Source organism: Ruegeria sp. AN6 (genome assembly GCF_056540425.1).
The window spans coordinates 104,636-126,182 of record NZ_JBQFWR010000008.1; the positions used below are offsets into that span (position 1 = coordinate 104,636).

General features: G+C 58.7%; 28 protein-coding genes. 17 read left to right on the forward strand and 11 right to left on the reverse strand.

Annotated elements, in window-relative coordinates:
- Positions 1-24: 24 nt before the first annotated feature.
- Positions 25-846: an agmatinase gene (gene speB, locus ACR0MQ_RS13930; RefSeq protein WP_170771034.1), complete on the forward strand. Its 822-nt coding sequence runs from the start codon at positions 25-27 to the stop codon at positions 844-846.
- Here speB and ACR0MQ_RS13935 read toward each other — a convergent pair.
- The 6 genes from ACR0MQ_RS13935 to ACR0MQ_RS13960 all read right to left on the reverse strand — a co-directional run bounded on the left by ACR0MQ_RS13935 (position 843) and on the right by ACR0MQ_RS13960 (position 4,860).
- On the reverse strand, positions 843-1,442 hold the full coding sequence (locus ACR0MQ_RS13935) for a Clp protease/crotonase-like domain-containing protein (RefSeq protein WP_170771032.1): 600 nt from the start codon (positions 1,440-1,442) through the stop codon (positions 843-845). The two genes, speB and ACR0MQ_RS13935, sit on opposite strands and share 4 nt — an antisense overlap.
- A gap of 24 nt (positions 1,443-1,466) precedes the next feature.
- Positions 1,467-2,090: a trimeric intracellular cation channel family protein gene (locus ACR0MQ_RS13940; protein WP_170771030.1), complete on the reverse strand. Its 624-nt coding sequence runs from the start codon at positions 2,088-2,090 to the stop codon at positions 1,467-1,469.
- The gene (gene rnhA, locus ACR0MQ_RS13945) at positions 2,087-2,554 is read right to left on the reverse strand and encodes a ribonuclease HI (RefSeq protein WP_170475822.1); all 468 of its coding nucleotides are present in this window, start codon (positions 2,552-2,554) and stop codon (positions 2,087-2,089) included. The genes ACR0MQ_RS13940 and rnhA overlap by 4 nt, the downstream gene beginning before the upstream one ends.
- A complete protein-coding gene (locus ACR0MQ_RS13950) occupies positions 2,547-3,137 on the reverse strand; it encodes a class I SAM-dependent methyltransferase (protein ID WP_170771026.1) in 591 nt (196 codons plus the stop codon). The genes rnhA and ACR0MQ_RS13950 overlap by 8 nt, the downstream gene beginning before the upstream one ends.
- Positions 3,134-4,084 carry a 4-hydroxy-3-methylbut-2-enyl diphosphate reductase gene (gene ispH / locus ACR0MQ_RS13955; RefSeq protein WP_170475826.1) on the reverse strand — a complete coding sequence of 317 codons (951 nt, stop codon included), beginning with the start codon at positions 4,082-4,084 and terminating at the stop codon, positions 3,134-3,136. Before ispH ends, ACR0MQ_RS13950 begins: the two co-directional genes overlap by 4 nt.
- Positions 4,085-4,284: 200 nt before the next feature.
- Positions 4,285-4,860 (reverse strand): LabA-like NYN domain-containing protein, encoded by a 576-nt coding sequence (locus ACR0MQ_RS13960; RefSeq protein WP_010437678.1) that lies wholly within the window; start codon positions 4,858-4,860, stop codon positions 4,285-4,287.
- A gap of 125 nt (positions 4,861-4,985) precedes the next feature.
- Between ACR0MQ_RS13960 and folK the strand changes: the two genes are divergently transcribed.
- The 12 genes from folK to ACR0MQ_RS14020 all read left to right on the forward strand — a co-directional run bounded on the left by folK (position 4,986) and on the right by ACR0MQ_RS14020 (position 14,111).
- Entirely contained in the window at positions 4,986-5,567 is a 582-nt protein-coding gene (gene folK, locus ACR0MQ_RS13965) for a 2-amino-4-hydroxy-6-hydroxymethyldihydropteridine diphosphokinase (RefSeq protein ID WP_480608932.1), read from the forward strand.
- 94 nt (positions 5,568-5,661) lie between these two features.
- Positions 5,662-6,015 (forward strand): DNA-directed RNA polymerase subunit omega, encoded by a 354-nt coding sequence (rpoZ, locus tag ACR0MQ_RS13970; RefSeq protein ID WP_010437681.1) that lies wholly within the window; start codon positions 5,662-5,664, stop codon positions 6,013-6,015.
- 26 nt (positions 6,016-6,041) lie between these two features.
- Positions 6,042-8,174, forward strand: a complete 2,133-nt coding sequence (locus ACR0MQ_RS13975; RefSeq protein WP_170771022.1) for a RelA/SpoT family protein — start codon at positions 6,042-6,044, stop codon at positions 8,172-8,174.
- Positions 8,175-8,190: 16 nt separating this feature from the next.
- A complete protein-coding gene (locus ACR0MQ_RS13980; RefSeq protein WP_170771021.1) occupies positions 8,191-8,889 on the forward strand; it encodes a DUF2062 domain-containing protein in 699 nt (232 codons plus the stop codon).
- Complete coding sequence (locus ACR0MQ_RS13985; RefSeq protein ID WP_170771018.1) at positions 8,882-9,628, forward strand: pyridoxine 5'-phosphate synthase; 747 nt, start codon at positions 8,882-8,884, stop codon at positions 9,626-9,628. Before ACR0MQ_RS13980 ends, ACR0MQ_RS13985 begins: the two co-directional genes overlap by 8 nt.
- Complete coding sequence (locus ACR0MQ_RS13990) at positions 9,625-10,248, forward strand: LysE family translocator (RefSeq protein WP_170771017.1); 624 nt, start codon at positions 9,625-9,627, stop codon at positions 10,246-10,248. Before ACR0MQ_RS13985 ends, ACR0MQ_RS13990 begins: the two co-directional genes overlap by 4 nt.
- A gap of 16 nt (positions 10,249-10,264) precedes the next feature.
- Positions 10,265-10,591 carry a Dabb family protein gene (locus tag ACR0MQ_RS13995; RefSeq protein WP_170771015.1) on the forward strand — a complete coding sequence of 109 codons (327 nt, stop codon included), beginning with the start codon at positions 10,265-10,267 and terminating at the stop codon, positions 10,589-10,591.
- A 16-nt stretch (positions 10,592-10,607) separates the two neighbouring features.
- A complete protein-coding gene (locus tag ACR0MQ_RS14000; RefSeq protein ID WP_480608832.1) occupies positions 10,608-11,585 on the forward strand; it encodes an NADPH:quinone reductase in 978 nt (325 codons plus the stop codon).
- A gap of 1 nt (position 11,586) precedes the next feature.
- The gene (gene acpS / locus ACR0MQ_RS14005; RefSeq protein ID WP_170771011.1) at positions 11,587-12,006 is read left to right on the forward strand and encodes a holo-ACP synthase; all 420 of its coding nucleotides are present in this window, start codon (positions 11,587-11,589) and stop codon (positions 12,004-12,006) included.
- A 59-nt stretch (positions 12,007-12,065) separates the two neighbouring features.
- Positions 12,066-12,905 (forward strand): signal peptidase I, encoded by an 840-nt coding sequence (gene lepB / locus ACR0MQ_RS14010; RefSeq protein WP_170543061.1) that lies wholly within the window; start codon positions 12,066-12,068, stop codon positions 12,903-12,905.
- On the forward strand, positions 12,902-13,579 hold the full coding sequence (rnc, locus tag ACR0MQ_RS14015; protein WP_170771009.1) for a ribonuclease III: 678 nt from the start codon (positions 12,902-12,904) through the stop codon (positions 13,577-13,579). Before lepB ends, rnc begins: the two co-directional genes overlap by 4 nt.
- Positions 13,580-13,598: 19 nt before the next feature.
- Complete coding sequence (locus tag ACR0MQ_RS14020) at positions 13,599-14,111, forward strand: GNAT family N-acetyltransferase (protein ID WP_170771007.1); 513 nt, start codon at positions 13,599-13,601, stop codon at positions 14,109-14,111.
- A gap of 2 nt (positions 14,112-14,113) precedes the next feature.
- Here the strand turns inward: ACR0MQ_RS14020 and ACR0MQ_RS14025 are convergent, their stop codons facing one another.
- Positions 14,114-15,490: a multicopper oxidase family protein gene (locus ACR0MQ_RS14025; RefSeq protein WP_170771005.1), complete on the reverse strand. Its 1,377-nt coding sequence runs from the start codon at positions 15,488-15,490 to the stop codon at positions 14,114-14,116.
- A 158-nt stretch (positions 15,491-15,648) separates the two neighbouring features.
- Between ACR0MQ_RS14025 and era the strand changes: the two genes are divergently transcribed.
- From era to ACR0MQ_RS14040, 3 genes are all read left to right on the forward strand, one after another.
- On the forward strand, positions 15,649-16,557 hold the full coding sequence (gene era / locus ACR0MQ_RS14030) for a GTPase Era (RefSeq protein WP_170771002.1): 909 nt from the start codon (positions 15,649-15,651) through the stop codon (positions 16,555-16,557).
- Complete coding sequence (locus ACR0MQ_RS14035; RefSeq protein ID WP_010437702.1) at positions 16,554-16,883, forward strand: DUF1491 family protein; 330 nt, start codon at positions 16,554-16,556, stop codon at positions 16,881-16,883. Before era ends, ACR0MQ_RS14035 begins: the two co-directional genes overlap by 4 nt.
- Positions 16,884-16,994: 111 nt before the next feature.
- Positions 16,995-17,318: a SemiSWEET transporter gene (locus tag ACR0MQ_RS14040; protein ID WP_170475855.1), complete on the forward strand. Its 324-nt coding sequence runs from the start codon at positions 16,995-16,997 to the stop codon at positions 17,316-17,318.
- 31 nt (positions 17,319-17,349) lie between these two features.
- Here the strand turns inward: ACR0MQ_RS14040 and ACR0MQ_RS14045 are convergent, their stop codons facing one another.
- Positions 17,350-17,739: a VOC family protein gene (locus tag ACR0MQ_RS14045; protein ID WP_170771000.1), complete on the reverse strand. Its 390-nt coding sequence runs from the start codon at positions 17,737-17,739 to the stop codon at positions 17,350-17,352.
- Between the two features lie 163 nt (positions 17,740-17,902).
- Here ACR0MQ_RS14045 and recO point away from each other — a divergent pair, with 163 nt between their 5' ends.
- Entirely contained in the window at positions 17,903-18,628 is a 726-nt protein-coding gene (gene recO / locus ACR0MQ_RS14050; RefSeq protein ID WP_170770998.1) for a DNA repair protein RecO, read from the forward strand.
- Here the strand turns inward: recO and ACR0MQ_RS14055 are convergent.
- The 3 genes from ACR0MQ_RS14055 to ACR0MQ_RS14065 form a co-directional block, all read right to left on the reverse strand.
- Positions 18,612-19,001 (reverse strand): META domain-containing protein, encoded by a 390-nt coding sequence (locus ACR0MQ_RS14055; RefSeq protein ID WP_170770996.1) that lies wholly within the window; start codon positions 18,999-19,001, stop codon positions 18,612-18,614. The two genes, recO and ACR0MQ_RS14055, sit on opposite strands and share 17 nt — an antisense overlap.
- Before the next feature lie 12 nt (positions 19,002-19,013).
- Positions 19,014-19,559 carry a hypothetical protein gene (locus ACR0MQ_RS14060; protein ID WP_170770994.1) on the reverse strand — a complete coding sequence of 182 codons (546 nt, stop codon included), beginning with the start codon at positions 19,557-19,559 and terminating at the stop codon, positions 19,014-19,016.
- A gap of 216 nt (positions 19,560-19,775) precedes the next feature.
- Positions 19,776-21,467 (reverse strand): acyl-CoA dehydrogenase family protein, encoded by a 1,692-nt coding sequence (locus tag ACR0MQ_RS14065; protein WP_480608839.1) that lies wholly within the window; start codon positions 21,465-21,467, stop codon positions 19,776-19,778.
- Positions 21,468-21,547 lie beyond the last annotated feature (80 nt).

Here is a 21,547-nt window from a genome sequence, read left to right on the forward strand (position 1 = left end):
CTACACTTTGTCGAAAGGTTCCTCATGTCCCATGATCTGACCACCGGTGACGTCGCCCTGATGGGGGTGCCGCTGGACCTGCATTCCTCGTTCCTGCAAGGCCCCGCCTTTGCCCCGGGCCGTATTCGCGAGGCGTTGCATTCCGGTGCGGCGAATCTAACGGCTGAGGATGGCACCGATCTGGGCGCAACCGACCGCTTCAAGGACACCGGCGATCTGGATGTGTTCGAGATGATGGGGCAGGAGCCCATCAACCGGATCGAGGCCGGCGCGGCTGCCCGGATCGAAACCGGTGCACGGCTGCTCTCGCTGGGCGGTGATCACTCGGTGGCCTATCCGCTGATCAAGGCGCATGCGGACCGGTATAAGGGGCTGAATATCCTGCATATCGACTCACATCCCGACCTTTATGACAGCCAGCAGATCGGCCCGCTGGGCCATGGCTGTCCCTTCGCCCGCGTGATGGAGACCGGCAAGATCAATCGCCTCGTTCAGGTCGGCATCCGCACCATGAACAAGCACCAACAGGAACAGGCCGATAAGTTCGGGGTTGAGGTGATCGACATGCGCAACTGGCGCGCAGATCTGGAGATCAGTTTTGACGGCCCGGTTTACTTGTCACTGGACCTCGACGCGCTGGACCCGGCCTTTGCTCCGGGTGTTTCGCATCACGAACCCGGCGGCCTCAGCACGCGTGAGGTGATCGACCTGATCCATCGGTTCAAGGGTCAACTGGTCGGCGCGGATATTGTCGAGTTAAACCCGCACCGCGACCCTTATGGAATGACCGCCATGGTGGCGGCGAAATTCGTCAAAGAGATCGGCGCACGGCTGCTGACGCGCTAGCGCTCATCACAGATTGCGGCGGTCCCAAGTCTTGGGGCCGCGCTCGTTGTCATGTCGTACCGGTTCGCCTCAGATGCGGTCATCCAGTGCATTTCATCCTCGGATGCGGCATCCAGCGTGAACCAGTAGAAGTCCGGGTCGACGCCGATATCTGCGAAATAATCAAGATACCGGTCATGTTCAGGATGACCTTCGGGCAGTTCCGAGGCCACGTAACCTCCACCACCCCAACTGTGAACCCCCACACAGGCGCCGGGTTCCAGCACCCGCCGGTTACCGGCCAGAAACAGGTCAGTTCCGCCAGAGGCGACCAAACCGTTTGATGGAACGACCGTATTGAACCCTTCCTCGCGCACCACGCGGCTGAAGACCACATTTGAGTCATCATCGACCGAGCCTTCGATATTTTGCAGCACCAGTGTCTTGATCCCGGGGTTTTCGTCCATCACCTCTTCAAATGCGCTGAGCGTTGTGTGGTCGATCGTGCCGGACGCCACGATCTGATCCCCTTCGGTCCTGAAGCTGACCGGGGTGTAGTGATCTGCACAAGCCGCCAGCAGCAGCGTTGCCGCAAGAAATGAAAGTCGGGGGGTCATAGCGTTCTCGTGTCTGTTTGTACCCTATTGCCGAGGCGGTCGGGCCTTGTAAACCGGCAACTGCCAACCGAACAGCAGCGATCCGGCCCGCAGCGACCAGCAGACCAAGGCGCATAGCCCCAATGCAGGCAGGCCGGTTAACCCAAACTGAGCCGCCAATACCGCTGTCAACGCACCGGCAAAGGCGCAGGAAACATAAAGCTGACCCTGTTTCAACACCAGCGGCACCTCATTGCAGACCACATCGCGCATCAGCCCGCCGAGGCAACCGGTGGTCACACCCATCAGCACCACAATGACGCCGGCCTGTCCCAGCGACAGGGCCGCACCCGTGCCTGCAGCCACCGCGATGGACAGGGCAAAACTGTCCAGCCAAATCAGCCAATTATACCGGCTTTCAACCAGATGTGCAGTGAAGAACACCAGCACTGCGGCGCCGCAGGCAATCAGGATATAGTCGGGTTGCCCGATCCAAAACACGGGATGTCGATCCAGCAGCAGGTCGCGCACCGTGCCGCCGCCCACCGCTGTCAGGCAGGCGATGAAGGCAAACCCCACCAGATCCAGCTGCGCCCGGCTGGCGACCAAGGCCCCGGTCAGCGCAAAGACCAGAACCGAGGCATAATCCAGCAGGGCAAGCCCGCTCACGCCTGCGCCTTTTTGGGCTTAAACGGTGCCATGCCCGCACGCGCCAGTTCATCCGCGCGCTCATTCTCGGGGTGGCCTGCGTGGCCCTTGACCCATTCCCAAGTCACCTGATGCCGCTCTTGCGCCTCATCCAGCCGCTGCCACAGATCAACATTCTTGACCGGCTTCTTGTTCGAGGTCTTCCAGCCGTTTCGCTTCCAACCGAAAATCCAGCCGGTGACGCCATTTTTTACATAGGCGCTGTCGGTGACGATGGTGATCACAGATGCTCGCTCTAGCGTTTCCAGCGCGCTGATCGCAGCCAACAGTTCCATCCGGTTGTTGGTGGTCTCGGCCTCTCCGCCATTCAATTCGCGCTCTTTCAGAACGGTATCACCATCCATCGCGCGTAGCAGCACGCCCCAGCCACCGGGGCCGGGATTGCCGGAACAGGCGCCATCGGTATAGGCAAACAAATCAGGCATGGGCAAACACCAGAATGAACCCGTCATAAGACCCGGCGAGACCTTTGCCGATCCCCTGCACGGTGCGGTCGATGGTGAACCCGGCCGTGGTCAGAGCCTCTTCTATCTCGGGCTGAGTATAATAGGTATAATAGCGGTTAATATCGTCGCGATGCTCACCCGTTCCAAGCTTCATGCCCAGAAACAACTGACCGCCGGATTTCAGTGCCTTGTGGATCGCGCTTAGATGACGCGGGAAATCGGATCGGGGCGCGTGCAGTAGCGAAAAGCTGGCATAAACGCCGTCATATTCCTTGGCTTCGGTGACGTCATCGAAAGTGCCCAGATAGGCATCGACGCCATTGTCGCGTGCGTGTTCGACAAAGGCCGGCGTGGCATCCAGCGCCCGCACCTTTAGCCCTTTGCGCATCAAAAACGCGCTGTCCGATCCGGGCCCCGAGCCCAGATCCAATACATATCCGCCCGCCTCGACCGCATCCGCAAAGGCCTGCCGGGCCTCAAGCTGTTCGGGGGGCAGGGGGATTTTCAGATAATCGGCGACCCGCGCAGTGTAGGCGTCAATCGTGCGTTTGTCCTGAGTCATGCAGGCACCCGCAGAACACGCGGCACTTTGAACTCTACGTTTTCTGTCGCGGTTTCGACTAGCTCGACCGTCACGTCATAATGGTCGCGGAAGGCTTCGATAACCTCGTTCACTAATACTTCGGGGGCCGAGGCCCCTGCAGTAACCGCAACGCTCGCGATACCCTCCAGCGCCCGCCAATCGATCTCAGTCGCGCGTTGGACAAGCTGTGCATAGTTGCAGCCCGCACGTGAGGCGACCTCGACCAGACGGCGCGAGTTTGACGAATTCGGCGCTCCGACCACCAGCAGCGCATCGGATTTCGGCGCAACCGCTTTTACCGCTTCCTGCCGGTTGGTGGTTGCATAGCAGATATCTTCTTTATGCGGCCCAACGATGGCGGGGAACCGGGCTTCTAACGCTGCAATGATATCCTTTGTGTCATCCACCGACAGAGTGGTTTGGGTGACAAAAGCCAGTTTATCGGGATCCCGCACAGCAACCTGCGACACGTCCTCAACCGTTTCAACCAGCAGCACCTCGCCTTCAGGCAGTTGTCCCATGGTGCCGATAGTTTCGGGATGGCCTTTGTGACCGATCATGATCATCTGCAGCCCGGCATCGGCGTGGCGCTGCGCCTCGACATGCACCTTAGACACTAGCGGACAGGTGGCGTCGACATAGATCATCTCGCGCTGGGCGGCAGTGGCAGGTACGGATTTTGGTACACCGTGGGCGGAAAATATCACCGGGCGGTCGTTTGGACATTCGTCCAGTTCTTCGACGAACACCGCACCCTTGGCGCGCAGCCCATCTACAACGAATTTGTTATGCACGATCTCGTGACGCACATAGACCGGCGCGCCCCATTTCTGCAGAGCCATTTCAACGATCTTGATGGCCCGATCCACTCCGGCGCAAAACCCGCGTGGGGCGGCAAGATACAATATCAGTGGTGGCTTGGTCATGGGCGGTCTCCTTGACTGAGACACCTAGGTCTTTTCATTGCCATGGTCCAGACAGCAGCACGTCATTTACCTGACATGAATCGCTGTTAGCAAAGGGATGTTTTTAGCACCTATCCCTTTAAAAGTAGCGCGGCCAGGGCTTTCAGCCCTGGCCGTACATTTCATCGCCCCACATCGTGAGTGGGTAATCGGGCTTGGTGTTACTGACCGCCCGCAGCGGCGACGCTGCGCGGTTCAAGCGGCATCTCGCGCGGAGGTCTTCCGATCACGTCGCGCAGGTCCTCCAGCTCGATAAAGTTGTCGGCCTGACGGCGCAGCTCGTCCGAAATCATCGGGGGCTGGCTGCGAATGGTCGAGACAACCGAAACGCGCACGCCCTGACGCTGCAGGCTGGCAATCAGCGGGCGGAAATCCCCATCGCCCGAGAACAGCACGATATGATCTACACGTGGTGCCAGTTCCATAGCATCGACGGTCAACTCGATGTCCATGTTTCCTTTGACTTTCCGACGCCCCATGCTGTCGGTGTATTCTTTGGCCGGTTTGGTGACCATGGTGAAGCCGTTGTAATGCAGCCAGTCCACCAAAGGTCTAATCGGCGAATACTCGTCATTTTCCAGTAGCGCTGTGTAGTAGAAAGCTCTAAGCAGTTTGCCTCTGCGCATGAATTCTTGGCGCAGCAACTTGTAGTCGATGTCAAACCCCAGTGCTTTGGCGGCTGCATAAAGATTCGAGCCGTCGATGAACAGCGCTAGCCGTTCGTCCTTGTAAAACATAAAATGGTCCTTCCGGTATAAGCCACCGCACCGTGAGCTCCGTGAGTGAAAATGAATTGGTCAGTGCAATGGTGCCTCCAAAATAGGCCTTTTTGCCTACATCGCAAGCATTCTCTGTTCCGAATATGGGGTTAGAAGTGGACAAATCTTTGTCAAAAGCGGTCATTGCCCTTGGTGCAAATCTCAGTCTGAGAGGTAATGGGCCCAAGGTGACACTTGAGCAATCATTGGCCGCAATGGCCGAGGCTGGCTTGGTGATTCGCGGAAAAAGTCGGTTTTTTGCCACACCCTGCTTTCCTGCGGGGGCTGGGCCAGACTACGTTAATGCGGCGGTTTCGATTGAAACGGATCAGAGCCCGCACGAGGTTCTGGCGCTGCTGCACCGTATCGAACATGATTTCGAGCGCGCCCGCGAACAGCGTTGGGGGATGCGCACGCTGGACCTTGATCTGGTCTGTTGGGACGATTTGGTGCTACCGGATGATGTGGAATATCACCGCTGGCTGACCCTTCCGCATGAAGAACAGGCCATATCCGCACCGGAACACTTGATCCTGCCGCATCCACGTCTGCAGGACCGCGCATTTGTGTTGGTGCCGATGGCAGATGTTGCCCCCGATTGGCGCCATCCAGTACTGGACAAGACAGTCTCTCAGATGGTTGCCGCACTGCCACGCGAGGACGTGGCAGAGGTTAAGCCTCTGTGATCCTCGCATTTGCGGCATTTCCTGCTTGTCAAGGCGGGGATTCGCGCTTAGATAAACCCCTTCCTGCCACGGATTCATTTACGGAGAGCGCCCCATGGCCCGCGTTACGGTCGAAGATTGTGTAGACAAGGTCCCGAACCGGTTCGAACTGGTGATGCTTGCAGCCCACCGGGCGCGCGAGATTTCCGCCGGTGGCCCGATCACTGTTGATCGCGACAACGACAAGAACCCCGTTGTCTCGCTGCGCGAAATCGCCGATGAAACTCAAAGCGCTGATGAGCTGCGCGAGCGTCTGATCGAGGCCAACCAGACCCAGATCGAGGTGGATGAGCCTGAAGAAGATCAGATGGCGCTGCTGATGGGTGCGGAATCTGACAAGCCTGCGGATGACGACATGTCCGAAGAAAAGCTCCTGCGCGCTCTGATGGAGGCTCAGGGCCAGGGGTAATTCCCAGCGACAAAGGTGCGGACCGGATGATTTCAGCAGAAGACCTGATTGCGCTGGTCCGCAATTACAACCCCAAGACAAATGCCGAGCGCATCGAACGGGCCTATGAATTTGGCCTTCAGATGCATGAAGGGCAGTTCCGCCACTCTGGCGAGCCCTATTTCTCGCACCCTGTTGCCGTTGCCGCCATCCTGACCGAACAGCGTCTGGATGATGCGACCATCATAACGGCCCTGCTGCACGACACGATCGAAGACACCAAAGCCAGCTATGGCAAGGTTTCCGAGCTGTTCGGCGATGAGGTCGCCAAGCTGGTCGATGGCGTCACCAAGCTGACCAACCTGCAGCTTTCCAGCCGCGAGACCAAGCAGGCCGAAAACTTCCGCAAACTGTTCATGGCCATGTCCAAGGACCTGAGGGTCATTCTGGTCAAGCTCGCCGACCGTCTGCACAATATGCGCACCATCAAGGCGATGCGCCCCGAAAAGCAGGTGCAAAAAGCGCGCGAGACGATGGATATCTACGCACCGCTTGCGGGTCGCATGGGGATGCAATGGATGCGCGAGGAACTGGAAGATCTCGCCTTTCGTGTCCTGAATCCCGAAGGCCGCCAGTCGATCATCCGCCGCTTCATCACCTTGCAGCGTGAAACCGGCGACGTGATCCACCGCATCACCGGCGACATGCGGCACGAGCTGGAAAAAGCCGGGATCGAGGCCGAAGTCTTTGGCCGTGCCAAGAAACCCTATTCGATCTGGCGCAAGATGCAGGAGAAAGACCAAGGCTTCTCGCGCCTGTCCGACATCTATGGGTTCCGTATCATTACCGGGTCCGAGGAAGACTGCTATCGCACCCTCGGCGCGATCCACCAGCGCTGGCGCGCGGTGCCGGGTCGGTTCAAGGACTATATCAGCCAGCCGAAATCGAACGGTTATCGCTCGATCCACACGACTGTGTCCGGGCGCGACGGTAAACGGGTCGAGGTTCAGATCCGCACCCGCCAGATGCACGACGTTGCAGAAACCGGCGTGGCAGCGCACTGGTCCTATCGCGATGGTGTCCGGTCCGAAAACCCTTTTGCCGTGGACCCGGCAAAATGGATCGCAAACCTGACGGAACAGTTCGACAGCGAGGATGATCACGAAGACTTCCTCGAAGCGGTCAAGCTCGAAATGTATTCGGACCAGGTGTTCTGTTTCACCCCTAAGGGCGACGTGGTGAAACTGCCGCGCGGGGCAACACCGATCGATTTTGCTTATGCGATCCACACCCGTATCGGCCATGCCTGTGTTGGGGCCAAGGTGGATGGAATTCGTGTGCCGCTCTGGACCCGGCTCAAGAACGGACAATCGGTGGATATCATCACCGCCGATGGCCAGAGCCCACAGGTCACATGGCTTGAGATCGCCGTCACCGGCAAGGCCCGCACCTCGATCCGCCGCGCCTTGCGAGAGGTTGACCGGGAACGCTTCATCAAGCTGGGTAAAGAATTGGCCCGCGCCGGGTTTGAAAACGTCGGCCGCAAGGCCACCGACAAGGCATTGGATACCGCTGCAAAACACCTGCGATTGAAAGACCGACACGAATTGTTGGCCCGTCTGGGCAGCGCCGAACTGACCGCCCATGAGGTAGTCGAGGCTGTATATCCCGAGCTCACCAAGGATGATGGCGACGCGATTTCGCCCCGCCGCGCTGTGATCGGGCTTGAGCCCGGCCAGAAATTCGACCGTGCGCCTTGTTGCCAGCCATTGCCGGGTGAACGCATCGTTGGCATCACATATCGCGGCAGGGGCGTTGAGGTGCACGCCATCGATTGCGACCGTCTGACCGAGTTCGAAAATGAACCCGAGCGCTGGGTCGATCTGCACTGGCATGCGGGCACGCACCCGGCTGTCTATGGAGCGACGCTTGATCTGACTATCGGTAACGATGCCGGGGTACTGGGGCGTATTTGCACATTGATAGGAGAGAAAAAGGCCAATATTTCGAACCTCGAATTCGTCGACCGCAAACCTGATTTTTACCGTCTGATGATCAACGTCGAACTGCGCGATCTTGAACAACTGCATTCGCTGATGCTTATGCTTGAGGCAGAAAGCGATGTTGCCGCAGTCGAACGGTATCGGGAAAGCAAGAAAACTGCTGTCGCGGCTGGCTGAGAAGGGGTGATCACGAGTGGTTTTCAAGCGCCGAGATCGCCGCTCGCCTGTCCAAGTCGCGTCAGAGTTTGTCTATCCGCGCGGTGGTTGGACCCGTGCCTTTCACTATGTCAAACATCGGGTGCGCCGCCTGCCTGACACCCCTGAACGCATCGCGCGTGGCATCGGGGCAGGGGTGTTTGCCTCGTTTACACCATTTTATGGTTTGCATTTTCTCGTCGCCGCTGTGCTGGCTCGATTGCTCAATGGCAACATATTGGCTGCCCTCAGCGGAACATTCTTCGGCAATCCTCTGACCTATGTGCCGATCGGGGTGGTGAGCTTGCAAACCGGACATTTCCTGTTGGGTACCCGATATCGTGAGCACGACACGCACGGGTTGATGGGGAAATTCGCCGATGCGATGGGTGATCTCAAAGACAATTGCATTGCGATGTTCACCGGCCGCGAAGCTGACTGGCATGGGCTCAGCCGCTTCTATGACGATGTATTCTTTCCTTACATGGTTGGCGGTGTCATTCCGGGCGTTGTGGCTGGTGTGGTCTGCGGTTATCTCAGCCTGCCGCTGATCCGCACATACCAGCAGCGCCGCCGCTCCCGGATCAAAGCAAAGTTTGAACAAATCAAACGTTTGGCACAGGCAGAGGCTGACGTTTCAGTGACAAACCCACTAGGCTCGTCTTCAGGGACAATGAAGGATTCGAAAGATGTCTGACAACCGTTTGCGTCTGGGCGTGAATATCGACCACGTAGCCACTGTGCGGAATGCGCGCGGCGGGGCCTATCCCGACCCACTACGCGCCGCCCGGATCGCGGAAGAGGCCGGGGCCGATGGCATCACAGCACATCTGCGAGAAGATCGCCGCCACATCTCGGATGCCGATATCGACGGGTTGATGGATATCTTGTCGGTACCGCTGAACTTCGAGATGGCCGCGACGGACGAGATGCAGAAAATCGCCCTGCGCCATAAGCCACACGCTGTCTGCATCGTTCCCGAAAAGCGCGAGGAACGCACAACCGAAGGCGGGTTAGAAGTTGCGCGCGAGGAAAACAAGCTGGCCCATTTCATTGCCCCCTTGCGCGATGCTGGTTGCCGCGTGTCGATTTTCATCGCCGCAGATCAGCGCCAGATCGACGCCGCCCATCGCATCGGGGCCGAGGTGATCGAGCTGCACACCGGCGCCTATTGCGATTTCCATGCCGAGGGCAAACCGGACGAATCCGCGCGCGAGCTCGAAGCCCTGCGCGAAATGTCCGCCTATGCCCATTCACTAGGCCTTGAGGTCCACGCAGGCCACGGCCTGACCTATGAAACCGTGCAACCCGTCGCCGCCTTACCCGAAGTGCGTGAGCTGAATATCGGCCACTTCCTGATCGGCGAGTCCATCTTCCGCGGCCTTACACCAGCGGTCCACGAAATGCGCCGCCTGATGGACGAGGCGCGGGCATGATCACCCCTGGTTTTGTGGCGATCTGGATTGCCTGGCTGATGGCTGGAGGCTCTCCGGGCCCTGCCACGATGGGCATCGCGGGTACTGCGATGAATGAGGGCCGCACCGCCGGTCTGACCTTTGCGCTGGGTATCTGTGCGGGTTCTGCTGCGTGGGGGATTGCCGCAGCTTTGGGGTTGTCTGCGATCATGCTGGCCAATGTCTGGGTGTTTGAGGTGATCCGCTATATCGGCGTCGCTTATCTGGGCTGGCTGGCGTTCAAGGCCCTGCGCCGCGCGCTGTCCTCGGATGAGGTTGCTTTGGGAAACCCGGTCACCGGCACTCTGTCCACCATCTTCGCCAAAGGGGCGGCGATCCACTTGACCAATCCAAAGGCGATCCTGAGCTGGGGCTCGATCTACGCCATCGTCGCGCCCAACGATGCGAGCCTTGCTATGCTGCTGGGCTATTTCGCCATGCTCTATGCAGGGTCGCTGCTGATCTTCATCGGCTACGCTTTCCTGTTCTCCTCTGCACGCATGGTCAACGCCTATCGCCGCGCCCGCCGTTGGTTTGATTTCGCCTTCGCGGGCTTCTTTGGCGTCGCTAGCTACAAGATCCTCACGGTGCGCTTGTCATGACCTCTGGGGTGCAAGGATGATCCGACATTGCGTGATGCTGCGCCTCAGGCCCGATCATGACGCGGTAGAGCTTGCCGCCGTGATGGAGGGGCTGAGCGCGGTCGCAGACCGCTTGCCGGGCTGCGGGGGCTTCTTTCATGGCCCTAACCGCGACTTTGAGGCGAAATCTCCAAGCTATCCCTACGGCTTCACGCTGGATTTCGCGGCTGAGGTCGACCTGCGGCGTTATGCCAGTGACGAAACTCACCAGCAACTTGGCGCACGGCTTGTCGCGCTGTGTGTGGACGGGGCCGAGGGCGTCTTGGTGTTCGATCTGGAAATGCCTGACACGGTTGACCAATAGGAGACGAGGGACTGTCATGAAAGCAATCACCTATCGCAGATTTGGTGCGGCGGCGGATGTCCTTGAGTTGGTCGAGCTGCCCACGCCTGAGCCGGGCGCAGGCGACGTTCTGGTCCGTGTCCACGCCAGCGGCATCAACCCCTCAGATGTCAAGCTGCGCAGCGGCGCGCGTCCGGGCGCGGTGATGCAATACCCGCTGGTCGTCCCCCACTCGGACGGAGCCGGCGTGATAGAGGCCGTAGGCGAAGGGGTCGATCCCGCGCGCGTCGGCGAACGTGTCTGGATCTGGAACGGCCAATGGCAACGCGCCTTGGGCACCGGGGCCGAATACATCGCGCTGCCTGCCGATCAGGCTGTGTTTCTGCCCGACACCACCAGCTTTGCCGAAGGCGCCTGTTTCGGCATCCCCGCCATGACCGCGTGGTACGCGCTGTATCGTGATGGACCGATAACCAACCAGACCGTGCTAGTGACCGGCGGAGCTGGCACGGTCGGGCGCTACGCCTGCCAGATGGCAGCGCTGGGCGGCGCGCGCGTTATCACCACCGTCAGTTCAGATGAAAAAGCGGCCCACTCCGGCGCGGCAGAGTGGGTCAACTACCGCACGCAGGATGTGGTTGAGGTGGTGATGGACATGACCAGCGGTGCAGGCGTAGACCGCATCGTCGAGGTCGATTTCGCCGCCAACCAGCCCGCTTCCCTTTCGATGATCCGCCCCGGCGGCACCATCGCCAGCTATGCCTCGGCCTCACAAATGAAGCCGGAACTGGATTTCTACGGCTTCATGTTCAAGAACGTCCGCCTGCATATGCTGATCGTCTACCAACTCGACCCCGCCGCCCGCCGTCGCGGCGAAGCGCATTTAGGCCAGTGGTTGGAGCAAGGCGCACTGTCCCACGCCGTAGTCCCCGGTGGAGATCTCAGCGAGGCCGCAAAAGCACACGCTATGGTCGAGGCCGGTCAAAAGCTCGGTACTGTGGTGCTGGAGGTTTGACATGATCCTCGGAATCGGAACCGACCTCGCCAATATCGACCGTATCCAAGGCACACTCGACCGGTTCGGCGACCGGTTCCGCAACCGCGTTTTCACTGAGACCGAGCAGCGCAAGGCCGAACGCCGCGCTGACACCGCTGGAACCTATGCCAAGCGCTGGGCCGCGAAAGAGGCGTGCTCGAAAGCCTTGGGCACCGGTCTACGCATGGGCATCGCGTGGAAGGACATGGCGGTGACCAACCTGCGCACAGGCCAACCCGTCATGCATGTCACCGGCTGGGCCGCCGAGCGCCTGAAAGAACTAACCCCCGAAGGACACGAGGCGATCATTCACGTCACCCTGACCGATGATCACCCCTGGGCGCAGGCCTTTGTGGTGATCGAGGCTCGCCCGCTTCAAGAAGCGCCCGCGCAGCCTTGACTTGCCCCCACCTGACACGCATGTAGCACCCCAACCACGCATAGACTGGAGAGAGCAGTATGGCCGAGGAAGCCAAATCCGGAAACGCCGTTTGGGAGACGATCAAAACCATCGTCTACGCCCTGCTGATCGCGGGCGTTTTCCGCACCCTGTTCTTTCAACCGTTCTGGATTCCCTCCGGTTCGATGAAGCAGACGTTGCTGATCGGAGACTTCCTCTTCGTCAACAAGATGGCTTACGGATACTCCTACGCTTCCTGCCCCAGCCTGATCATCCCCAGCGTCGGTCTGAACATCGATGCCGAAGATATCTGTGGCTGGATGCAGGGCGATGAAAACACTCGCATTTTGGGCGGTGAGCCTGAGCGGGGTGATGTCATCGTCTTCCGCCATCCCATCACTGGCCGTGACTATATCAAACGCCTGATCGGCTTACCGGGCGACCGCATCCAAATTCGTCAGGGCCAGATCATTCTGAATGATACGCCGGTGCCTCAGCAACCTGACGGCGTGTTCACCGAGATCGCCGAACCGCAGGGCCCGCAAGGTCTGCGCCCGCGCTGTGAAAACGGCCCCGTGGGTATTGGTGGTTTGTGCGAAAAGTCTCGCCTGATCGAAACCCTGCCTAACGGCGTCTCCTATGATGTGCTGAATATCGGTAGTCAGGGTTCGGACAACACGGGCATCTACATTGTGCCTGAAGGCCACTATTTCTTCATGGGCGACAACCGCGACAACTCGGCAGACAGCCGCCTGCCGCAATCCGCGGGCGGCGTGGGTTTTGTACCTTTCGAAAACCTGATCGGACGCGCCGACCGGATCATGTTCTCGTCCGCAGGTCGCTCGATGCTGTTCTTCTGGACATGGCGCGGTGATCGCTTCTTCAAGGCGGTCAATTGAAGCTATCGGCCGAGATAAAGGCGTTCCAGAAACGCTTGGGGTATGAGTTTTCCGACCCCGAACTGTTGGTGCGCGCGCTGACCCACGGCTCAGTGTCTTCTGCCACGCGCCCCGACAACCAAAGGCTGGAATTTCTGGGCGACCGGGTGCTGGGTCTCGTCATGGCCACAGCACTGCTTGAGGCGGACAGAAAAGCCTCCGAAGGCCAGCTGGCCCCCCGGTTCAATGCGCTGGTGCGCAAAGAGGCCTGTGCTGATGTGGCCCGCCAGATCGATCTGGGGGCAGTCCTGAAATTGGGCCGGTCCGAGATGCTCTCCGGGGGCCGTCGCAAACAGGCCCTTCTGGGCGACGCGATGGAGGCGGTCATAGCTGCCATCTATCGCGACGCAGGGTTCGAGGCCGCCCGAGACGTGATCCTCGCCCTCTGGGGCGACCGCATCCACAAGGTCGAGGCTGACGCGCGCGACGCCAAAACCTCGTTGCAGGAATGGGCGCAGGCCCGCGGTCAGAAGCCGCCAGCTTACGTCGAAGTCAAACGCACTGGCCCCGACCACGCCCCGATCTTCACCATCGCCGCGCGACTGCAGGACGGGACCGAGGCACAAGCTACCGCTGGCTCCAAACGGCAGGCAGAACAGGCAGCGGCAAAGGCTCTGTTGGAACATTTGTCTTGATCCTCTGCGCGGCCAGATCATGAAGATCAGACCCGCCCAGAAAGCGGATGCTGCCAGCCTCGCGGCCCTGTCGATTGAGGTCTGGGTCGGAACCTACCTAAAGCGCGGCGTGAATTCCTTCTTTGCCGAATTCGCACTGTCCGAGTTCGCGACCGCGCGGTTCGAAGCCTTGTTGCAGGACGGCCAAGACCTTTTGATGGTCTCTGAAAACGAAGAGGGGATTGACGGATACATTCAGTTGGCGGAAAATCGCATTGCACCTGTGGACGGGCTTTCCGATCTTGAGATCGTGACGTTTTATGTGCAGCCCCGCCATCATGGTAAAGGCATCGGCTCATCGCTGCTGGACATCGCGATCAACTACACCCGTGAAAAAGGGCGCCGGTCAATTTGGCTGACGACCAATTCTGAGAACACGACCGCAATCGATTTCTATCTAGCCAAAGGGTTTGAACAAGTCGGTGTCACAGATTTCCGGATCGGGGACCAAGCTTACCCGAACCATGTACTGGTATTGAACACTTCGCCTTAAGATCAAACTACCCGAATAAATCCTGTCAGCCCGGTTTTCTGATGTTCGATCACATGGCAATGAAACGCCCAATCGCCCGGATTATCCGCGACCAACGCAATCTCGACCACCTCATCTTTCAGCAGCAACATCGTGTCGGTCATCAGTGGAGGCAGTTGGCGCAGGTTCGACTTGATTGGCACAAAGACCAGCCCATGCAGATGGATCGGATGCAGGTTGGGGGATTCATTACGCAGCCGCAGAACATAGCTTTTGCCCATCTCCAAAGTTGCCAAAGGTGCCACATCCTGCGCCGCATCTCCCGGCCATGGCTTGCGGTTGATTGACCAGAAATTATAGCCCAGCGAGCCACAAAAGCCGTTATTGGGCTCTCCGCCTTCCGGCGTCCATCCGAAAACAAACTCGTGCAGCTCGGCCTTGTTCAGATCGGGCCGTGCAACGGGGTTTTTGGCCAGCGGTTTCAGCTCACGCATATCTCGGGCCACAGACGCGCCAACTGCCTGCAACCCGACCATGGACCGCAGCGGCTGACCGGGCAGCTTCGCCATCAGGTTCACGGTCTGCCCTTCATCTTCGGGCATCTTCACCGCGAAATCGACACGCTGGCCTGGGCCAAGCAGTAACGGCTCCGCAACGCTGGGCAGAGGCACGTCTATATCCACCGGATGAGCGTCCCATGCGATAATTCGGGCGTCGGCAGTATCAAGGTTCAGTTTGTAGATCCGGGTCGTATCGGTGTTGACCACGCGCAACCGAACCAGACCTCCGGCGGGGTGATCATAAACCGGCGCTTGCAACCAATTTGCAGTATTAACATTGCCAAATGTCCCCGCCCGAGCCGCTCCGCGCGGCGTATATGCGGGCAGGAACGCGCCCGCCTCATCCAGCCGGAAATCGCGCAGGTTGATCACCTGCTCGCTGTCAAACCCCGGGTCCTCGGCCTCGGCGATCACCATGACCCCAGTCAACCCGTGCGCCATTTGCTCCATCGTCATACAATGAGGATGGTACCAGTACGTGCCCGCGTCCGGGGGTATGAATTCATAGTCGAAAAGTTCACCCTCACCCATCGGCATCTGGGTCAAATAGGGCACCCCGTCCATCCCGTTGGGAATACGCAAGCCATGCCAGTGCATCGCCGTGTAGTCGGGCAGGGTATTGCGTACCGGCAACCGCATCACCTCGCCCTGATTTCCATACAGAATGGGGGGAGGTGCGTCCGGCGACAGGCTGACCATCCCGTCCGTCACCTGATCACGTAGCGCAAAACTTGCGGGTTGGATCACCAACTCTTGCGGGTTTGACGCCAACGCGAACCCACCCAGTCCCAATGCACCTGCGGCAGCCCCGCTGCCCAATAGAAACTCCCGACGTTTCACATCTCGCCTCTCTGAAAGGATGATCGCCTGGCTGGGATTGGCGTGGCGCATTGCTTTGGTGCCACCCCTGTCGCATGACCGCAATGCGACAAATGCCTCTGGCCCGTCCGCACATTCTGCTATAGGGGTGCGCACTTGCAAACAGGATCGCAGGACACATGAGCACACGCGCCGGATTTATCGCCCTGATCGGAGAGCCCAACGCAGGCAAATCCACCCTTCTGAATCGCATGGTCGGGGCCAAGGTCTCGATCGTGACGCACAAGGTGCAGACCACCCGCGCACGCATTCGCGGCGTGGCGATGGAGGGTGATGCGCAACTGGTCTTTGTCGATACGCCGGGTTTGTTCAAACCGCGCCGACGCCTGGACCGCGCCATGGTCGCCGCCGCTTGGGGCGGGGCTGCGGATGCGGATGTGGTCGTGCTGATGGTCGAGGCGCATCGCGGCATCACCGAAGGGGTCGAACGCATCCTCGAAGGTCTGGAGGAGATCGGCCAAGGCCGCACCATCGCTCTCGCGATCAACAAGATCGACAAGGTGCCCTCCGAGAAGCTGTTGGCGCTCACCAGCGATCTGAACGCGCGCTATCCCTTCGCCGAGACCTTCATGATCTCGGCCGAGAAAGGCCATGGTGTCGTCGACCTGCGCAAATGGCTTGCGTCGGAACTGCCCAAAGGTCCGTGGCTCTACCCCGAAGATCAGATCGCTGATCTGCCCCTACGCATGATCGCCGCCGAGATGACGCGCGAAAAACTGACCCTGCGCCTGCATCAGGAACTGCCCTACCAGCTGACCGTCGAGACCGAGAACTGGGAAGAGCGCAAAGACGGTTCCGCCAAGATCGATCAGGTCATCTATGTCATGCGCGATGGTCATAAAGGCATCGTGCTGGGTAAACGCGGCGAAACCATCAAGGCTGTCAGTCAGGCCGCACGGGCGGAACTAGAAGAATTCCTCGACCGAAAGATCCACCTGTTCCTACAGGTGAAGGTCCGGCCCAACTGGCTGGAAGAATCCGAGCGTTATTCGGAAATGGGTCTGGATTTCAAAGACGGTAACGGATGACCCGACTGACGGCGGAATTCTGGGTGCATGCCTATCTGGCGCGGCTGCGATTTCAGGAAATACCAGCCTTTGTCGTGGCCCATGGTGACGACACCGCCGGCGCGGTGCTGATCAAGCTGAATACGCTTGACGGGCAGGCCACCGCATTTCAGCGAAGTTTTGATCTGATGAGCGGTGAGCGTAAATGGGTGGAACTCTCTTCCGGCCCCGAGGGCGAGGTGGACAACGCCATCACCCGCCAACGCAGTTTTGACCCTGATCTCTGGGTAATCGAGGTTGAAGACCGGCAAGGCAGGCACTTATTGGGTGAAGAAGGTTTGGACTAGCGCGCCCAGCAATTGATCTTGGATGCCCGGCTCAAAGCGACTATTTTGCTCTGAAACAGGCTGAACGAACGACCCGCCTATCGGGTGCCGCAGGAATAAGAGGGGAATTGAGTGGCTGAAACACTTGCCCAGAAACTGGAAAAGTCAAATCTCGGCCATTGGATGCAGCGGTTCGAGGGCTTTATGGTCTTCATCGGAGTGGTCGGCCCCTTCGCTACGTTGCCGCAACTGATCAAGCTTTATTTTACCCATTCCGAACACGCTACCGGCCAGTCGCTGCTCTCGTGGTCGCTTTATGCGGGGCTGTCGTTTTTGTGGTTCGCTTACGGGCTGGTGGTCGGCAAGCTGCCCATCTATGTGGGCAACGGCCTTTCCATGATCTTGAACCTGATGATGGTCATCGGCATCTTAATCCATGCTGGGGTCACATTCTAGCAACCCCGCCACGCAGTGAGCGACAATGCGATCAGTCTGCTTCACTAAAATAGACGAAGCTCATTTTGTTTCCATCCGGGTCGCGGGCATAGGCACCGTAGAAGTTCGGTCCATATTGCGGGCGCTCACCCGGATCGCCCTCGTTAGTACCGCCATTGGCAATAGCGGCGGCGTGCACCTCACGTACTTCCGCTTCGCTTTGACATAGCAGGCCAACCATGTTGCCGTTTCCGACAGTTGCAACCTCTTTGTCGAAGGGCGTTGCGACCCACATGCTGCCGCCACCGCGCAGCTCATAGCAAACTGCATGTGGCATGTATTCGGCGATTACTTTCCCACCTAACTGAGGAACAACCGCGTCGTAGTACCTGCGTGCTTTGGCAACATCATTTGAGCCGATCATGACATAGTTCAGAGACATTTCTTAAATCCCAGTAATAAGAACATATGGCGAACATTAGTCTCTGAGCCCACCTCACGCAACCGGTTTTTCCTACTGATCCGACCAGACTTATTTGTACCTTGAACCTGCAACGGCCATAAGATTTCCTGCAGGCATATCTGGTGACCTAACGAGGCCGAAATTGGACTGGCGTGATCACGGCATACTTCTGACCTCTCGCCGCCATGGTGAGACGGCGACCATTATCGAGGTTTTTACCGAAACTCATGGCCGCCATGCAGGTATTGTGCGTGGGGGCACTAGCCGCAAGATCGCGCCGATCTTGCAACCGGGGGCGCAGTTGGACGTACTTTGGCGTGCGCGGCTTGAAGAACATCTGGGCACTTTTCAGGTCGAACCCCTGCGTTCCCGTGCCGCCGCTGCATTTTCAGGTCGGTTGGCACTGGCCGGACTGAACGCGGTGGTGGCGTTATTGTCCTTCTGCCTTCCTGAGCGCGAGCCACACCCCTCGATTTATAAGCAAACCGAACAGTTGATGGATTTGTTGGGACAGGATGAGGTTTGGCCACTTGCTTATCTGCGCTGGGAACTGGCGCTGCTGGAAGAGTTGGGCTTTGGCCTCGATCTGTCGGCCTGTGCGGTGACCGGCGTGAGTGAGGGGCTGATTTATGTCTCGCCCAAAACCGGTCGCGCGGTCAGTGCAGCGGGGGCAGGGGAGTGGGCCGATAAGCTGCTGCCGTTACCTCCCTGCCTGCGCGGCGAAGGCGCGGCCCCGGATGCCGAGATTGTTAATGCCCTGCGCACAACAGGGTATTTTCTGGAAAACCATCTCGCCCCGTCTTTGGGCCACACCCCTTTGCCGGACGCACGAGCGCGGCTCGTGGGGCAGTTTACTCGACGGCTTTGAATACCATCTCGTGCCCGTCCTCGTTGCGTAGGATCAGCACATCGCCGGATACTTCGGATTGTGTCATCGCCATCAGTGCAGCGAAGTAAAACCCTTCGGCCTCAAGCCCGGCACAGGCTGCGCGGGTGGCAGCCAGATCGGCGATCTCGAACCAAGGGTAGGGGGCATTCAGCTTGCCCGAATAAGTGTTGCAGGGGGCATTGCCTTCGATACGCCCCTCTTCGGGAAAGCGCAGCAATGCGCTGGCTTCGAACGGCTCTCCGTCAATTTCCTGCAGTGCCCATGTCTGATCCGCCGCGCCATAGGCGGCAACGGTTTCATCCTCGTCGCATTGAAACAAGGCCAGAGGCAGAAGCAGGGCCAGACGTAACATTGCAATATCCTATCAGTAGGGGTTCACGCCGCTGATCAATTCTTCGCGCACTTCAAGACGGGGCCGCCAGTTGTACTTGGTATCCTTGCGCACGGGCGCCCAGAACAACACCCCGCTGTTGCGCCACGGGTCGAGGATGATGCCCTCGTCCATGGGATCACCCTTGGCGCTGATCAGGGCCGAATGATGAATGATCCGAAACGCCGTCGGCGGGGAGGTAACCCAGTGCAAATCCAGCGTACGGAAACTTTCTTGTTTCAGTCGCGTGGTCATGGCTTGCGCCCAGTCATTACATAGGCCCTTCTCACGAAACCCATTTATGACCTTTGCGTTGTGGATGATCGCCGGATCGGTGACGTTCCAGTCCTTCTTCAATTGGCTGGAATAGGCATAGGATATCTCGGCGGCGCGGCGGGCTTCGCGTGGATCAACCTCGGGACCAAGCTGCTGAATGGCCTGCGCCAGTTTGTCGGCGTCATTCGAGCCCGTCGTCGTCGGGGCCGAGACGCACCCGGCAAGGGTCAGGCAGGTGGCCAAAATTGAAATGATGATCTTCACGCTCGAGTCTCCTCTGGCCGACATAGGTGCCGGTTCCGTTCACCGCCCTTTAACTGATTCCGGCCCCCGATCCGAGGGGGAAGTTTTGCCCAGACGATCACAAAGCCGGGTAGTACAACTCGGAACATTTGCGCCTTGGCGCCTGTACAACACGGAAGATAAAGAAAACCCGGCACAAGGCCGGGTTAAGTTGGGGAAACCGCATCGAACCGGGCGTCAGCCCAGCAATCGACGCGCGATGACTTGCGCCTGTATTTCTGCGGCGCCTTCAAAGATATTTAGGATGCGCGCGTCACAAAGCACGCGGCTAATTTTATATTCCAGCGCGAAGCCGTTACCGCCATGGATCTGCAATCCATTATCCGCTGCGGCCCAAGCAACCCGAGCCCCCAGCAGCTTGGCCATTCCGGCCTCTAGATCGCAGCGCTGGCCGTGGTCTTTTTCCCATGCAGAGAAATAGGTGAGCTGCCGTGCGATCATGATCTCAACCGCCATCATCGCCAGCTTGCCCGAGACGCGGGGGAAGTTTATCAGCGCCTTGCCGAACTGCTTTCTATCTTGTGCGTATTGCATGGCGATGTCCAAAGCGCTCTGCGCGACGCCGATGGCGCGGGCGGCGGTCTGGATGCGGGCGCTCTCGAAGGTCTCCATCAACTGTTTGAAACCTTTGCCTTCTTCGCCACCTAACAGGTTCTCTCCCTTCACTTCAAAGCCGTCGAAGCCCAGCTCGTATTCTTTCATGCCACGATAGCCCAGCACTTCGATCTCGCCGCCTGTCATACCGGGTGTGGGGAAGGGGTTCTCATCGGTTCCGGGGGTCTTTTCAGCCAGAAACATGGACAGACCACGGTGATCGGAGCTATCAGGGTTGGTACGCGCCAGTAGGGTCATCACATGCGTGCGGGCGGCGTGGGTGATCCATGTTTTATTGCCTGTTATCTTATAGTTGCCATCTTCACCCTTAACGGCACGCGTGCGCAGGCTGCCCAGATCCGATCCTGTGTTGGGCTCAGTGAAAACGGCGGTCGGCAGGATCTCAGCACTGGCAAGTTTCGGCAGCCAGTTAGCTTTTTGCTCATCTGTGCCGCCCGCGATGATCAGTTCAGCCGCTATCTCGGACCGCGTGCCCAATGAGCCCACGCCGATATAACCGCGCGAAAGCTCTTCCGAGACCACGCACATCGACGCTTTGGACAGGCCGAAGCCGCCGAATTCCTCGGGGATGGTCAGGCCGAACACGCCCATTTCGGCCAGTTCTTCGATGATCTCAATTGGGATCAATTCGTCTTTCAGGTGCCATTCATGGGCGTTGGGCTCGACCTTTTCCTGCGCATAACGGCGGAACTGATCACGGATCATCTCCAACTCTTCGTCCAGACCCGAAGCGCCAAACATGGTTGCACCGGATTGATCCTGCATAAGCTCAACCAGACGCGTGCGCACGGCCTGAGAATTGGCCTGCGCCATCAGGGTTTGCACTTCATGGCACTGGAAACCGGACAAGGCGTCCCAGCCAAGACCAAGGTCCTGCAAACGCACTACCTCACCCTGATTCATCGGAATGCCACCCGCGATCTGATGCAGGTATTCGCCAAAGGCGATCTGGTGCAGCAACTGCTCCATCTCGCTGAACTTACCTTCAGCTTGAAGTGCCTCGGCCCAGCGTTGCATCTGCTGCAAAGATTGCCGGTAAGTTGCCAGCCATGCCAAACCATGAGCGGCTGTCTGATTTGCTACGATCAACGCGCCCGAGATGCGGTCCTCACTGGTGACCATGGCCCGCACCGATGCACGGGCCTTGTCGAACACAGTTTCGACCGCCGGTAAGGCCGCTGCAGTCAATGTCAGAAGATTAGGTAAAACCGCTTGCTGCATCATGTTCGTCAAGTCCTGTCCATCATGGGCCATGAATCACGTCCTTTACTGGGTCGTCTGGTCATATCATGCTGCACGTGCAGCGCAACAAAAATACACAAATAGCGCATAAA

What these genes read in the sequence shown, in the direction of transcription:
- ACR0MQ_RS13975 (WP_170771022.1), top strand. Translation starts at nt 6,042, where the DNA reads ATGATTTCAGCAGAAGACCTGATTGCGCTGGTCCGCAATTACAACCCC.
- ACR0MQ_RS13985 (WP_170771018.1), top strand. Translation starts at nt 8,882, where the DNA reads ATGTCTGACAACCGTTTGCGTCTGGGCGTGAATATCGACCACGTAGCC.
- ACR0MQ_RS13960 (WP_010437678.1), bottom strand. Translation starts at nt 4,860, where the DNA reads ATGTTTTACAAGGACGAACGGCTAGCGCTGTTCATCGACGGCTCGAAT.
- ispH (WP_170475826.1), bottom strand. Translation starts at nt 4,084, where the DNA reads ATGACCAAGCCACCACTGATATTGTATCTTGCCGCCCCACGCGGGTTT.
- ACR0MQ_RS14045 (WP_170771000.1), bottom strand. Translation starts at nt 17,739, where the DNA reads ATGTCTCTGAACTATGTCATGATCGGCTCAAATGATGTTGCCAAAGCA.
- ACR0MQ_RS14035 (WP_010437702.1), top strand. Translation starts at nt 16,554, where the DNA reads ATGACCCGACTGACGGCGGAATTCTGGGTGCATGCCTATCTGGCGCGG.
- era (WP_170771002.1), top strand. Translation starts at nt 15,649, where the DNA reads ATGAGCACACGCGCCGGATTTATCGCCCTGATCGGAGAGCCCAACGCA.
- lepB (WP_170543061.1), top strand. Translation starts at nt 12,066, where the DNA reads ATGGCCGAGGAAGCCAAATCCGGAAACGCCGTTTGGGAGACGATCAAA.
- ACR0MQ_RS14065 (WP_480608839.1), bottom strand. Translation starts at nt 21,467, where the DNA reads ATGGCCCATGATGGACAGGACTTGACGAACATGATGCAGCAAGCGGTT.
- ACR0MQ_RS13935 (WP_170771032.1), bottom strand. Translation starts at nt 1,442, where the DNA reads ATGACCCCCCGACTTTCATTTCTTGCGGCAACGCTGCTGCTGGCGGCT.
- speB (WP_170771034.1), top strand. Translation starts at nt 25, where the DNA reads ATGTCCCATGATCTGACCACCGGTGACGTCGCCCTGATGGGGGTGCCG.
- ACR0MQ_RS13995 (WP_170771015.1), top strand. Translation starts at nt 10,265, where the DNA reads ATGATCCGACATTGCGTGATGCTGCGCCTCAGGCCCGATCATGACGCG.
- ACR0MQ_RS14020 (WP_170771007.1), top strand. Translation starts at nt 13,599, where the DNA reads ATGAAGATCAGACCCGCCCAGAAAGCGGATGCTGCCAGCCTCGCGGCC.
- ACR0MQ_RS14000 (WP_480608832.1), top strand. Translation starts at nt 10,608, where the DNA reads ATGAAAGCAATCACCTATCGCAGATTTGGTGCGGCGGCGGATGTCCTT.
- ACR0MQ_RS13950 (WP_170771026.1), bottom strand. Translation starts at nt 3,137, where the DNA reads ATGACTCAGGACAAACGCACGATTGACGCCTACACTGCGCGGGTCGCC.
- acpS (WP_170771011.1), top strand. Translation starts at nt 11,587, where the DNA reads ATGATCCTCGGAATCGGAACCGACCTCGCCAATATCGACCGTATCCAA.
- rnhA (WP_170475822.1), bottom strand. Translation starts at nt 2,554, where the DNA reads ATGCCTGATTTGTTTGCCTATACCGATGGCGCCTGTTCCGGCAATCCC.
- ACR0MQ_RS13990 (WP_170771017.1), top strand. Translation starts at nt 9,625, where the DNA reads ATGATCACCCCTGGTTTTGTGGCGATCTGGATTGCCTGGCTGATGGCT.
- ACR0MQ_RS14055 (WP_170770996.1), bottom strand. Translation starts at nt 19,001, where the DNA reads ATGTTACGTCTGGCCCTGCTTCTGCCTCTGGCCTTGTTTCAATGCGAC.
- rpoZ (WP_010437681.1), top strand. Translation starts at nt 5,662, where the DNA reads ATGGCCCGCGTTACGGTCGAAGATTGTGTAGACAAGGTCCCGAACCGG.
- folK (WP_480608932.1), top strand. Translation starts at nt 4,986, where the DNA reads ATGGGGTTAGAAGTGGACAAATCTTTGTCAAAAGCGGTCATTGCCCTT.